The 12,674-nt window shown below is 64.9% G+C and carries 11 protein-coding genes and 1 tRNA gene; 2 read left to right on the top strand and 10 right to left on the bottom strand.

Features of this window, described 5'->3' with window-relative positions; genetic code table 11:
• Positions 1–4: 4 nt before the first annotated feature.
• Positions 5–1,216, bottom strand: coding sequence for a penicillin-binding protein activator (locus IGS55_RS10335; RefSeq protein WP_230516817.1), 1,212 nt, complete (start codon positions 1,214–1,216; stop codon positions 5–7).
• 165 nt (positions 1,217–1,381) lie between these two features.
• Between IGS55_RS10335 and rsmI the strand changes: the two genes are divergently transcribed.
• The gene (gene rsmI / locus IGS55_RS10330) at positions 1,382–2,290 is read left to right on the top strand and encodes a 16S rRNA (cytidine(1402)-2'-O)-methyltransferase (protein WP_230516816.1); all 909 of its coding nucleotides are present in this window, start codon (positions 1,382–1,384) and stop codon (positions 2,288–2,290) included.
• Positions 2,291–2,331: 41 nt separating this feature from the next.
• Here rsmI and IGS55_RS10325 read toward each other — a convergent pair whose 3' ends face one another.
• The gene (locus IGS55_RS10325; protein ID WP_230516815.1) at positions 2,332–2,991 is read right to left on the bottom strand and encodes a hypothetical protein; all 660 of its coding nucleotides are present in this window, start codon (positions 2,989–2,991) and stop codon (positions 2,332–2,334) included.
• A 148-nt stretch (positions 2,992–3,139) separates the two neighbouring features.
• On the opposite strand from IGS55_RS10325, the gene IGS55_RS10320 reads away from it, so the two are divergent.
• A tRNA-Pro gene (locus tag IGS55_RS10320) sits at positions 3,140–3,216 on the top strand.
• Positions 3,217–3,385: 169 nt separating this feature from the next.
• Here IGS55_RS10320 and IGS55_RS10315 read toward each other — a convergent pair.
• The 8 genes from IGS55_RS10315 to IGS55_RS10280 form a co-directional block, all read right to left on the bottom strand.
• Positions 3,386–4,309, bottom strand: coding sequence for a hydroxymethylglutaryl-CoA lyase (locus IGS55_RS10315; RefSeq protein ID WP_230516814.1), 924 nt, complete (start codon positions 4,307–4,309; stop codon positions 3,386–3,388).
• Position 4,310: 1 nt separating this feature from the next.
• On the bottom strand, positions 4,311–5,243 hold the full coding sequence (locus tag IGS55_RS10310; protein ID WP_230516813.1) for a 2-hydroxyacid dehydrogenase: 933 nt from the start codon (positions 5,241–5,243) through the stop codon (positions 4,311–4,313).
• Between the two features lie 10 nt (positions 5,244–5,253).
• The gene (locus IGS55_RS10305; protein WP_230516812.1) at positions 5,254–7,281 is read right to left on the bottom strand and encodes an acetyl/propionyl/methylcrotonyl-CoA carboxylase subunit alpha; all 2,028 of its coding nucleotides are present in this window, start codon (positions 7,279–7,281) and stop codon (positions 5,254–5,256) included.
• Between the two features lie 159 nt (positions 7,282–7,440).
• Positions 7,441–8,487, bottom strand: a complete 1,047-nt coding sequence (gene bioB, locus IGS55_RS10300; protein ID WP_128140641.1) for a biotin synthase BioB — start codon at positions 8,485–8,487, stop codon at positions 7,441–7,443.
• Between the two features lie 51 nt (positions 8,488–8,538).
• A complete protein-coding gene (gene bioD / locus IGS55_RS10295) occupies positions 8,539–9,324 on the bottom strand; it encodes a dethiobiotin synthase (protein WP_230516811.1) in 786 nt (261 codons plus the stop codon).
• Positions 9,314–10,510: an 8-amino-7-oxononanoate synthase gene (gene bioF / locus IGS55_RS10290; protein WP_230516810.1), complete on the bottom strand. Its 1,197-nt coding sequence runs from the start codon at positions 10,508–10,510 to the stop codon at positions 9,314–9,316. Before bioF ends, bioD begins: the two co-directional genes overlap by 11 nt.
• Before the next feature lies 1 nt (position 10,511).
• Entirely contained in the window at positions 10,512–11,840 is a 1,329-nt protein-coding gene (gene bioA, locus IGS55_RS10285; protein ID WP_268991900.1) for an adenosylmethionine--8-amino-7-oxononanoate transaminase, read from the bottom strand.
• Positions 11,841–11,873: 33 nt separating this feature from the next.
• Positions 11,874–12,662, bottom strand: a complete 789-nt coding sequence (locus tag IGS55_RS10280) for an enoyl-CoA hydratase/isomerase family protein (protein WP_035823218.1) — start codon at positions 12,660–12,662, stop codon at positions 11,874–11,876.
• Positions 12,663–12,674: the final 12 nt, after the last annotated feature.

The raw sequence follows: 12,674 nt of genomic DNA, 5'->3' as shown, positions 1-12,674 counted from the left end.
GTCTTTATTGGGCCGGCGGCACGGCGACAGGCGCCGGCGTGGCCGGTGGCCAGGTGCCCAGCACGCCTTGCTGGTAGGTGGCGGCCTGTTCCGTGCGTTCGAATACGCTTTGTTCATTCTCGAAGCGCACGGCCAGGCGGCCCGTTACGCCATCAAGGGTAAATGGCGCGTTCGGCCGCAGCGCCACTTCGCGCGCCACGCGGAAGGCGTCGATGCCCAGCGCGTACAGCCGTTCCATGTCGGCCGTCAGGCGGGCGTCGGCCGGTTGTGGCGGCTGCGGATACACCATCACGTGCGGATGCTCGCGCTGGACTTGCCATGGCAAGTCCAGCAGGCGCGCACCGTCGAGCTCGGGGCCGCTGGCGCCGCGTCCGGCGCCGGGATTCAAGGACGAGGTGCCATACAGGGGCAGATCGCTGCCGATGGCCACGCGCAGCTGGCGCGCCTGGTCGGCGTCGAGCGCGGCAAACAGCAGGCCCGGCGGCGTGGCGGCCAGGCGCGCGCGCAGCTGTACCAGCTCGGCATCGCTCAGGTAGCCATTCGTGGCCGTCAAGTCCATCGTCTCGACCTTGCCGCCCTGGCGCAGCCATTCCTGCTTGAAGGCGGCGCTGATGCGGCGCTGCGAGGGCGAGCCGGCCGACAGGATCAGCGCGCTGGCGCCCGGCTGTTCGCTGGCGGCCCAGGCGGCGACCTGGCGCGCTTCCGCCTCGATCGACAGGCCCATCACCAGCAGCTTGGCCGGCAGGCGCGCCTCGCCGCGGTTGTCCGGGTGGTTCAGGGCGATCGTCGGCTTGCGTACCAGGTCGCTATTCGCCACGGCCGTGACGGCCGAGCGCGACAACGGCCCCACGACGATATCCTGTTCCTCTTGCGCCTGCGCGAACTTGTTCAGCACGTCGGTGCTGCCGTCGCCCGTGTCGATCACCGTCACTTCGAAGCCGCTGCGGTCGCGCTCGTACGCGGCCATGAAGCCGGCGCGCAGCAGTTCGGCGGCCGGGCCCAGGGAAGCGGAGCGCAGCGGCAGCAGCAGGCCGATGTGGTGGACCTTGCCGTCGGCCGGCGCCGGCGCCGTGGCGGCCGGCATGTCTTGCGGCGTGCCGGTCGCCGGCTTGGTATTGATGGGCGCCAATGGGGCGCCGTTGCCGTCGTAGGCGGTAATATCTGGTACGGCCACGGCAAACGTCACCGGTTCGGGCGCGGGCGGCTTGGGCGGCACGGGCGGCGGCAACGGCTTCGGTGGCGGCAGCGCCCTTGTGTTAGATTCAATAGGCGCGCACAATTGCCCGGGCGCGTCGCAAGGCGTGCTGCAAGCGCTCAGCATGCCGGTCGCGGCACAAACAAGCAGTAACTTCACACTATTAGCAAGCATTTAACCTCCAAAATGACCGTACAAGAAATCAGTTCCATCGCCAGCCTGCCCATCATGACAGAGGCGGCGCACCAGGTCTATCCTATCGCAACATTGTATATAGTGGCCACGCCGATCGGCAATGTGACCGATATCAGCCTGCGCGCGCTGCATTTGCTGAGCCTTGCCGATGCCGTCGCCTGTGAAGATACGCGCAACACGGCGCACCTGCTGACGCGCTTTGGCTTGAACAAGCCCCTGATTGCGGCGCATCAACATAACGAGCGCGAAGTGGCGCAAACCCTGATCGCCCGCCTGCAGGCCGGCGAGCGCATCGCCCTCGTTTCCGACGCCGGCACGCCCGCCGTGTCCGACCCCGGTGCGCGCATCGTCGACGCCGTGCGCGCGGCCGGCCTGCGCGTGCTGCCTCTGCCCGGCCCGTCGGCGGCGATCACCGCCATTTCCGCCAGCGGCCTGTTGAACGACCAGTTTTACTTTGTCGGCTTCCTGCCCGCGAAAGCCAAGCAGCGCGAAAACATGCTGCACAGCCTGCGCGGCGTGACGGCCACCATGGTGTTTTATGAGGCGCCGCACCGCATCCTCGATTGCGCCACGGCCCTGGTGGAAGCGTTCGAACCGACGCGCCAGGTGGTGTTCGCGCGCGAACTGACGAAACTGTTCGAGGAAATCCACCGCTGCCCCCTGTCCGAAGCGGAAAGCTGGATCCGCGCCGATGCGCACCGCGAAAAGGGAGAATTCGTCGTCCTGCTCGAAGGCGCGACGGAAGCGCAGGACGCGGAAGACATGGAAGCGGAGCGCATCCTGCACATCCTGCTGGCCGAATGCAGCGTCAAGCAGGCAGCGAATTTGACGGCGCAGATCACGGGCCGCAAGAAGAATGCGCTGTATGAGCGGGCCTTGCAGTTGAAGGGGCAGGAATAATTTGATTGCGATCTACCCAAAATGGGTGGGTTGTTAAACTATTACCACTTGCAGCCGCTATCCTTCTTGTCGAGCAACATCAGCACGGGCGCCAGCAAGCCTGCGCCTGAGTAGGCGGTGCGGCAATCGCCGCGCTTGCCCTGCGCGATGTCGCGCGCCAGCTGGGTTTCCGTTTGCAGCGGCTTGTCGGGGATTTGCCCCACGGCCGTGCCCACCTTGGATGGATCGCGCTCGCCGGCCATCTTGCGTGCCGTTTTCCTGGCCGCTTCCATGTCGAACTTTGGCGTCTCCGGGGTTTCTTGCCTGAGGGTATCGGGACTGGCCGCCGGTGTGGCCGGTGATGCCGGTACGACCGTGATGGCTTGCGGGCTCGATGCTGGCGCCGTGGGCGCCGCCGGCGTTTCCCGGGCCGTGGCGAGTTTCGGCTTGCTGATGGGTTTTGGTTCGCGCTTCGGCTTGACGACTTCGACCGGCGGCGGGGGCGGCTTGGCCGCCAGCGGACGTATCCACACGGCGATCGATTCCACGCGCGGGGCCGTGTCTGGTGGAACAGATGGTTGCACGTGGCGCCACAGAGTGATCAATGCGCCATGCAGCAGCAAGGACACGGCGATGCCCAGCACGATGCCGCGGCGGTTCGGCACGGGCTGGCCGCCGCCGCTTCTTTCTATCCTGAACTCCATTGCCGTCGTCGCCTTCATGTCTGATCGGGAAAACTTGCCAAGCCAGTGTCGCATATTTCCGGCATGTTGAAAAATACATGCATCTCAGTGTCGTCCGTAAATAATTTACACAGAGTTTCACCTGCCCCTTGACCGAAGTCGATACGGCCTGTATTATCTTGGTCTTCGGAGTGTGGCGCAGCCCGGTAGCGCACCTGGTTTGGGACCAGGGGGTCCAAGGTTCGAATCCTTGTACTCCGACCAAATTTGTAGAAAAAAACCCAAGAGTTTCGGCTCTTGGGTTTTTTTTTCGCCTGTACGGGTCGCATTGGTCGGGTAGGTCGGGTTAGCGCAAAGCGCGTAACCCGACAACAGTGTAGGCCATGGCGCTGGTGGCGTCGGATTACGCGTGGCTCCGCCACGCTAATCCGACCTACGCCGCGGCCCGTTTCGCCGCCAGTGCATTGCCGGCGCGGCTCGATCCCTTGCGCCCCAGCTGCTGCGAGATGAACTGCCCCGCGTCCACCACCAGGTCCAGATCGATGCCGGTGGCGATGCCCAGTCCCTGCATCATGTACAGCACGTCCTCGGTGGCCACGTTGCCCGTGGCGCCCTTGGCGTACGGGCAGCCGCCCAGGCCCGAGACGGACGAGTGATAAATCGCGATGCCCGTTTCCAGGCTGGCGTAAATATTCGCCAGCGCCTGGCCATAGGTGTCGTGGAAGTGGCCGGACAGCCCGCCCACGTGGAAGGCGGCAATCGCGCGCGCCATCACCGCCTGCGTCTTGCGCGGCGTGGCCACGCCGATGGTGTCGGCGATGTCGATCTCGTCGCAACCGAGGTCGCGCATGCGGCCCACCACGTCGGCCACGGCGTCCAGCGGCACGTCTCCCTGGTAGGGACAGCCGAAGGCGCAGCTGATGCTGCCGCGCAGGCGCAGGCCGTGTTCCTTGGCCGCCTTCGCCACGCCTTCGAAGCGGGCGATCGATTCGGCGATCGAGCAGTTGATGTTCTTTTGCGAGAACGCTTCCGACGCGGAACCGAAGATCACCACTTCATCGGCCTTCGCCGCCAGTGCAGCCTCAAAACCCTGCATGTTCGGCGTCAGCGCCGAGTAAATCGTGCCGGGGCGGCGCGCGATCTTTTCCATCACTTCCGCGCTGGTGGCCATCTGCGGCACCCATTTCGGCGAGACGAAGGACGCCGCCTCGATGTTGACAAAACCGGCCTGGGTCAGGCGGTCGACCAGCTCGATCTTGACGGCGGCACTGATGGTTTCCTTCTCGTTTTGCAGGCCGTCGCGCGGCCCCACTTCGACGATCTTGACCTGCTTGGGCAAACTGGTAGTAGGGTTCATCTCAATATCCTTGCAAACGGTTGACGATGCCGGCGACCACGTCTCCGGCTTGCAGGCGGCGCATCTTGGCGGCGATCTGCGCCACGCTTTCGCGGCGCAGGGTGGCGGCCGAAATATGCGGCGTGATGGTGATGCGCGGTTCTTGCCAGAACGGGTGCTGCTGCGGCAGCGGCTCGTTGCGGAACACGTCCAGGGTCGCCCCCGCGATATGCCCGGAGCGGATTAGCGTCAGCAAATCCGGTTCGGCGATATGCGCGCCGCGCGCCACGTTGATGACATAGGCGCCCGGCAGCAGCATCGACAGGCGTGCGCGGTCGAGCAGGTTGTGCGTCTCTGGCGTGAGCGGCAGCATGCACACGAGCACGCGCGTGCCGCGCAAAAATGCTTCGAGCCCCTCTTCGCCTGCATAGCATTGCATGCCATCGGCATGTTTTGGGCTGCGGCTCCATCCGCGCAGCGGGAATTCGAACTGCGCCAGCGCTTGCAGCACGCGGGTACCCAGCACGCCCATGCCCAGCACACCGACGGGAAAGTCCGCCTTGTCGAACGCGGGCAGCGGCTGCCAGATGCCCGCGCGGCCCTGCGCCTCGTAATCGTCGAAACGACGGAAGTGGCGCAGCACGGCATGGCTCACATATTCGGCCATCTGTACGCCCATGCCCGCGTCATCGAGGCGGACCAGCGGCACGTGGGCCGGCAGCGCGTCACCAAACTTCAACAGCGCGTCGACGCCGGCGCCCGTGTTGAAAATGGCTTTGACCTTGGCCAGTTCGGGCAGCATGGCGGCGGGCGGCTGCCACACGACGGCGTAGTCGCATGGTTCAACCGCTTCGCCTTCGCGCCAGAAGACAATGTCGGCCTCGGGCAGCAAGTCGCGGAAGTCGCTGATCCACGCCGCTTCCTTGCCGTCCGAACGTTGTAACAGGATGCGCATGTGCTTACCTTTATGCGGCAGCCTTGAAGGCCAGCAGCGGCGCGCCATCGGCCACCTGGTCGCCGACCGCATACAGCACGTCTTCCACCAGGCCGTCGTGCGGCGCGGCGATCGTGTGCTCCATCTTCATCGCTTCCATGATGACCAGAGGCTCGCCCTTCTTGACGTCCTGGCCCTTGTTCACCAGTACGGCGACGACCTTGCCCGGCATCGGCGCCGTCAGGCGGCCGCCCTCCGCTTCCACTTCGCCCGCATGCGCCATCGGATCGTTGTAATGCAAGGTATGGTGCAAGCCGCCGGTAAACACGTGGAACTGTTCGCCATCGCGGCGCACGGTGCCGTGAACGGCCCGCTCACCGAGCTTGATATGCAGCTCGTCGCCTGTGCGCGCCGTCAAGGTCAGGGGCTGGCCGTTGAACAGCCAGCCATCCGTCTTGTAGGCAACGCGCGCTGCGTAGGCCTTGCTGTCGCCCGCCTGCGTGAATTCATCGGCGAACGACAGGCTGCGGCCCAGGGTGCCGTTCAGGCGCCAGCCCAGGGCATTGCCCCACGGGTCGGCGCGGTTGGCCGATTGCGTTTCGGCCGCCGCTTTTTCTTCCAGCAGCAGGGCGACGGACGCCAGCGCCAGGGCCGTGTCGGGCGCCGCTTGCAAGGCGGGGAACAGCGACGCTTGATTGCGCTCGATGAGGCCCGTATCGAGATCGGCAGAGCTGAATGCCTCGCCTTCGACCAGGCGTTTCAAAAAGGCGATATTGCTGGCCAGGCCGACGATCTGGTAGTCGGACAGCGCCTGCGCCATGCGCGCCAGCGCTTCGCGGCGGTCCGCGCCCCAGACGATCAGCTTGGCGATCATCGGGTCGTAGAATGGCGAGATCGCATCGCCCTCGCGCACGCCCGAATCGATGCGCACGGACGCCGGCACCATCGTGCCACCGAGTTCGAACGTGACGGCCGATGGCGATCGCATGTGGCGCAGGGTGCCGATCGATGGCAAAAAGCCCTTCTCCGGATTTTCCGCATAGATGCGCGCTTCGATGGCGTGGCCGTGGATGGCCAGTTCGCTCTGTTTTTTCGGCAGCGGTTCGCCAAAGGCGACGCGCAGCTGCCATTCCACCAGGTCCGTGCCGGTGATCATTTCCGTCACCGGATGCTCGACCTGCAGGCGCGTGTTCATCTCCATGAAGTAGAACGAGCCATCCTGGTTGGCGATGAATTCCACCGTGCCCGCACCGACATAGCCGACGGCCTTGGCGGCGGCGACGGCTGCTTCGCCCATGGCGGCGCGGCGCTCGGCAGGCATGCCCGGCGCCGGTGCTTCTTCCAGCACCTTTTGATGACGGCGCTGTACCGAACAATCGCGCTCGAACAGGTAGATGCAGTTGCCGAGCGTGTCGGCAAACACCTGGATTTCGATATGCCGCGGACGCGACAGGTATTTTTCGGCCAGCACCTTGTCGTCGCCGAAAGAGCTGATCGCTTCGCGCTTGCACGACGCCAGCGCGGCCTTGAAGTCGGCGCTGTTGTCGATGACGCGCATGCCCTTGCCGCCGCCACCGGCCGAGGCTTTCAGCAGCACGGGGTAGCCGATCTTGTCGGCCTGCCCATGCAGGAAGTCCGCATCCTGTTCGTCGCCGTGGTAGCCGGGCACCAGCGGCACATTGGCTTTTTCCATCAGCGACTTGGCGGCCGACTTCGAGCCCATGGCGCGCATGGCCGATGCCGGCGGGCCGATGAAGACCAGGCCCGCAGCGTGGCAGGCGTCGGCAAAGTCGGCGTTCTCGGACAGGAAACCATAGCCGGGGTGGATCGCCTGCGCACCAGTGGCCAGCGCCACGGCGATGATCTTGTCGCCGCACAGATAGCTTTCCTTGGCCGGCGCGGGGCCGATCAACACGGCTTCGTCGCACACGGCGACGTGCTTGGCATTGGCGTCCGCTTCCGAATACACGGCGACGGTCTGGATGCCCATGCGGCGCGCGGTAGCGGCGACACGGCAAGCGATTTCGCCGCGGTTGGCGATCAGGATTTTAGTGAACATGGTCTCTCTCTATTCTCTCAAAAAGGGGCAGCTGTCTCTTGGCGGACCTTGTCTGCTGGTGTGTCGGTTTACGCGCTACGCGCCAAACCGATCTACGCATGGTGAGGCGGTATTCGTAGGTCGGGTTAGCCGGCACGGCGTAACCCGACAAGGCTGTCATCAGCAGCCGCACTTCTCTTTCTGTACCGATTCGAGCATGGCGCCGCGTGTCTGCAAGCCCAGTTTGCCCAGCAAGACGCGGTCGTCTTCCGCTTCCGGATTGTCGGTGGTGAGCAGCTTGTCGCCGTAGAAAATCGAGTTGGCGCCAGCCAGGAAGCACATCGCCTGCACGGCTTCGCCCATCTGGCGGCGGCCGGCCGACAAACGCACGCGCGCTTTCGGCATGGTGATGCGGGCCACGGCGATCGTGCGCACGAATTCGAACGGGTCCAGCGCTTCCAGGCCAAACAACGGCGTGCCTTCCACCTGCACCAGGTGGTTGACGGGCACCGATTCCGGATACGGATTCAGATTGGCCAGCTGGGCGATCAGGCCCGCGCGTTGCAGACGCGTCTCGCCCATGCCGACGATCCCGCCGCAGCATACTTTCAAGCCCGCTTCGCGTACGCGGCCCAAGGTATCCAGGCGGTCCTGGTATTCGCGCGTCGAGATGACGTTGTCGTAGAACTCGGGCGCCGTATCGAGGTTGTGGTTATAGAAGTCCAGGCCCGCGTTTTTCAGGCGGTCCGCCTGTCCTTCTTCCAGCATGCCCAGGGTGGCGCACGTTTCCAGGCCCAGCGCTTTGACTTTGCTGACCATCTCTTCGACTTTGTCCATGTCGCGGTCTTTCGGGCCACGCCAGGCGGCGCCCATGCAGAAGCGCGTGGCGCCATTGGCTTTCGCCTGGCGGGCCGCGTCGAGCACCGTGTCGATGTCGAGGATTTTTTTCGCTTCCACGCCCGTGTCGTAGCGGGCCGCCTGCGGGCAGTAGCCGCAGTCTTCCTCGCAGCCGCCCGTCTTGATCGACAACAGGGTCGCCAGTTCCACGTCGCCATCGGGGAAGTTGGCGCGGTGGGTTTGCTGGGCCTTGAACATCAGGTCATTGAATGGCAGGTCGAACAGGGCCAGCACATCATCGATGGGCCAAGTGGCCGCTTCGGGCAGGGTGATGCGCGCCGCAGGGCGGTGCAGTTCGACGGTTTTTGCTGCTTCTTGGACTAAAGACATGGTGATTCCTTCGCTTCTATTTTTTAGCTACGTTAAGTGTTCGGTGTAATTCTATGACTGCTGCGCCGGCCAGTTGGGCAAGCCGGTGAAATTGAGATACGCCGCCGCCGCTTCCGCGCTCGGGTGCGCCAGGCGCGGTACCCTGCCCAGCAGCGGCGCCGGGATGCGCTCGATCAGCGCATCGATATTTTCGTCGAGGAAGCGCATTTCCACTTCCAGGGTGTTGGCGACCCAGCCGATCACCGTCAAGCCGCGCGCCTCGACGGCTTCCACCGTCAGCAAGGCCTGGCTGATGCAGCCCAAACGCATGCCGACCACGAGGATCACGGGCAGATCGAGCTGCTGCGCCAGGTCGGCCGAATCGAAATCGCTGGAGAGCGGCACGCGGAAGCCACCCACGCCTTCGACCACGACGGCGTCCGAGGCGGCGGCGATTTCCAGGTAGGCGGCCAGGATCGGCACGGACTCGATGCTGACGCCTTCGAGCGCGGCGGCGATATGCGGCGCGGCCGGTTCCTTCAGCATGTAGGGCGTCGTCAGGCTGCGCAGCATGGTGACGTTGCCGGCGGCGATCAGGCTGTCGGCGTCTTCATTATGCAGTTCGCCGTCGCGCATTTCGGCGCCGGCAGCCACCGGCTTCATGCCGCAGGCGCGCACGCCGCGCGCGACCAGCGCGTGCAGCAGGGCCGACGAGGTCAGGGTCTTGCCGATTTCCGTGTCGGTGCCGGTGACGAAACAGGCAAAGCGCGATGGCAGGCCGGTGGCCGCCGGCGCCGGTTGCACGGCCGGCGCCAGGTCCGCCAGCACGTCCGCCACGATAGGGTCATCAAGGCTCATGGCGAGTCCTTTCCAGGGTGTTGACTGCATTGATCAATTGCGCCACTTCCTGCGCCGTATGGCCGGCCGACAGGGTCACGCGCAGGCGCGCCGATCCCGCCGGCACGGTGGGCGGGCGGATGGCGCCGACCCACAGTCCCTGCTGGTACAGTTGGGCGGCGACGGCCAGCATGTCCGCATTTTCGCCGATGATGACGGGCTGGATGGCGGTTACCGATGGCAAGGCTTGCCAGTGCCGCAGCTGCAAGCCGTCGTTCCATTGCGCCACCAGCGCCGCCAGGTGAGCCCGGCGTTGTTTTCCTTCTTCCCCGGCGATGATGTCCAGGCTGGCCAGTAGCGCATGCGCGAGCGCCGGCGCGGCCGCCGTGGTGAAGATGTAGGGGCGCGCCTTCTGGATCAGGGTGTCGATCACGGCTTCGTGCGCGCACACAAAGGCGCCGCCCACGCCGGCCGATTTGCCCAGGGTGCCCACATACACGAGGTAGGGCGAACGCAGATTGAAATGTTCGAGCGCGCCACGGCCATCGGCTCCCAGCGCGCCGAAGCCGTGCGCGTCGTCGACCACCAGCCAGGCGCCATAGCGCTCGCACAAGGCCAGCAGCGCGGGCAGCGGCGCCAGGTCGCCGTCCATGCTGAAGACGCTGTCGGTGACGACGATTTTCGTCTGTGCCGTGCTGGCCGCCAGCAGGGCCGTCAGGGCATCGAGGTCGGCGTGCGGATACACGCGCGTCTTGACGCGGGCCAGGCGCGTGCCGTCGATCAGCGAAGCGTGGTTCAGCGCTTCCGAAAAAATCTCGGTTTCTGCATCGCCGGCCGCCAGGGCCGTGAGTACAGCCAGATTAGCCATGTAGCCGGTGCAGAAATACAGGGCGCGCGCCTGTTCCAGGTTGGCGCCCACGAAAGCGGCCAGCCGCTCTTCCAGCTGCGCGTGGGCGCGGCTGTGGCCGCTGATCAGGTGCGAAGCGCCGCTGCCGGCGCCATACAGGTCGGCGCCCTCTTTCAGCGCTTCCACGATGCGCGGATGCGCGGCCAGGCCCAGGTAGTCATTGCTGCAAAAGGCCAGCATGGCGCGCCCATCGACCGTCAGGCGCGGCGCGCAAGGCGTGTCGACGGTGCGGCGGCGGCGGATCAGGCTACGCTCTTCCAGCCCTTGCAGCTGCTGTTGCAATCGCGCGATCAGTTCCATCTCAGGCCCCGATCACATGATTGAAGACGGTCAGGGTCTGCTGGCCCAGGCCCGCGATTTCCTCGTCGTCGAGGATGTACGGCGGCATCAGGTAGACGGTGGAACCGATGGGGCGCATCAACAGTTCGTGTTCCAGCGCCGTGCTGAAGAAGCGGCGCGAAAAATCCGGGGCAGCGTCCACCGCATCGAAGGCCCAGATCATGCCTTGCTGGCGGAAGTGTTTTACGCGCTCGTGCTGCGCCAGCGGCGCCAGGGCGCGCGTGATTTTTTCGGCGCGCACGCGGTTGGCCGCCAGCACATCGTCTTCCTCGAAAATCGACAGGGTCGCCAGCGCCGCGCGGCAGGCCAGCGGGTTGCCCGTGTACGAGTGCGAATGCAGGAAGCCGCGGCGCACGTCGGTGCTGTAGAACGCCTGGTAGATGTCTTCGCGCGTCATCACCAGCGATAAAGGCAGATAGCCGCCGCTGATGCCCTTGGAGAGACAGACGAAATCGGGCCAGATGCCGGCCTGCTCGCACGCAAAGAAGGTGCCCGTGCGGCCGCAGCCGACGGCGATTTCATCGAGGATCAAATGGACTTGATAGCGGTCGCACAGGGCGCGCACCAGCGACAAATACAGCGGGTCGTGCATGGCCATGCCGGTCGCGCATTGCACCAGCGGCTCGATGATGATGGCGGCGATCTTGTCCGCTTTTTGCTGGAACAGCTGCTCGACTTCGGCGGCCGCGCGGCGCGCTACATCTTCAGCTGTTTCGCCTTCCCGCGCCTGGCGGAAGTCGGGCGACATCACCGTCTGCGTGGCGCGCAGCAGGGGGCCGTAGGCATCCTTGAACAGGGCGACGTCCGTGACGGCGAGGGCGCCGATGGTTTCGCCGTGGTAGCTGCCTTTCAGACAGACGAATTCCTGTTTCTCGCTTTTGCCGCTGTTGCGCCATGCGTGAAAACTCATTTTCAGGGCGATTTCCACGGCCGATGCACCGTCGGATGCGTAAAAGCTGTGGCCAAGCACGCCGCCGGTTAATGCGGAGAGTTTTTCCGACAGTTCGATCACCGGTTCATGCGTGAAACCGGCCAGCATCGCGTGTTCCAGGCGGTCCAGCTGGTCCTTGAGTTCCGCATTGATGCGCGGATTCGCATGGCCGAACAGGTTCACCCACCAGGAGCTGATGGCGTCCAGGTAGCGTCGGCCTTCGTGGTCGTACAGCCAGGCGCCGCGGCCATGGCTGACGGGGATGAGCGGTACAGTCTCGTGGTGCTGCATTTGCGTGCAAGGATGCCACACGCTGCGCAGACTGCGTTCGACCCAGCCCGATTGGTTTTCTGCTTTCAAAACTGCTCCAATGATATTCCTAGACCATGGGCTTTAGCCCATGAGCCAACTCGGCTTGCGCTTGTCGAGGAACGATTGCACGCCTTCGCGTCCCTGCTCCGAAGCGCGGATTTGCGCGATGCGCTCGGCCGTGTCGGCCAGCAGCGCGTCATCGACCGGCTGGCCAACGATCTCGCGCACCAGCGTTTTCGCTTGCGCCACGGCGTGCGGGCTGTTGCCCGTCAGCGCCTTGAGCACCTCGGCCGTTTTCGCGTCCAGCGCGCTTGCCTCGACTACCTCGTGGGCAAAGCCGATGCGCAGCGCTTCCTGGGCGGAGAATCGCTCCGCGGTCAGGAAATAGCGGCGTGCCGCGTTTTCGCCCATGGCCTTGATGACATACGGTGAAATAGTGGCCGGGATCAGTCCCAGGCGCACCTCGCTCAGGCAGAAATGCACGTCTTCCGCAGCCAGAATGATATCGCATGCGGCGACGAGGCCCATGCCGCCCGCATAACAGTCGCCCTGGATCTTCGCCACGACGGGCTTGGGGCACAGGTAAATCGTGCGCAGCATCTGCGCCAGCTGCAGCGCGTCGGCCTGGTTTTCGGCATGCGTGTAGCCGGCCATCTTCTTCATCCAGTTCAGGTCCGCACCGGCGCAGAAGGCCGCGCCATTCGCCGCCAGCACGATGGCGCGCACCATGTCGCTGCGTCCCAGGCCCTCGAAGGCGCGCGCCAGTTCGGCGATCGTCGTCTCGTTGAAGGCATTGCGCACGTCGGGACGGTTCAGGGTCACGGTGGCGACATTGCCCTCGATGACCAGCTTTAAGGTTTCAAATTCCATGGTCTTCTCCCC

The organism is Janthinobacterium sp. EB271-G4-3-2 (genome assembly GCF_020858035.1).
In the GTDB taxonomy this organism is placed as follows: Bacteria; Pseudomonadota; Gammaproteobacteria; order Burkholderiales; family Burkholderiaceae_D; genus Janthinobacterium; species Janthinobacterium aestuarii.
The sequence above is the reverse complement of the archived record's forward strand: the minus strand, read 5'-3'. Positions and strand labels throughout refer to the sequence as shown.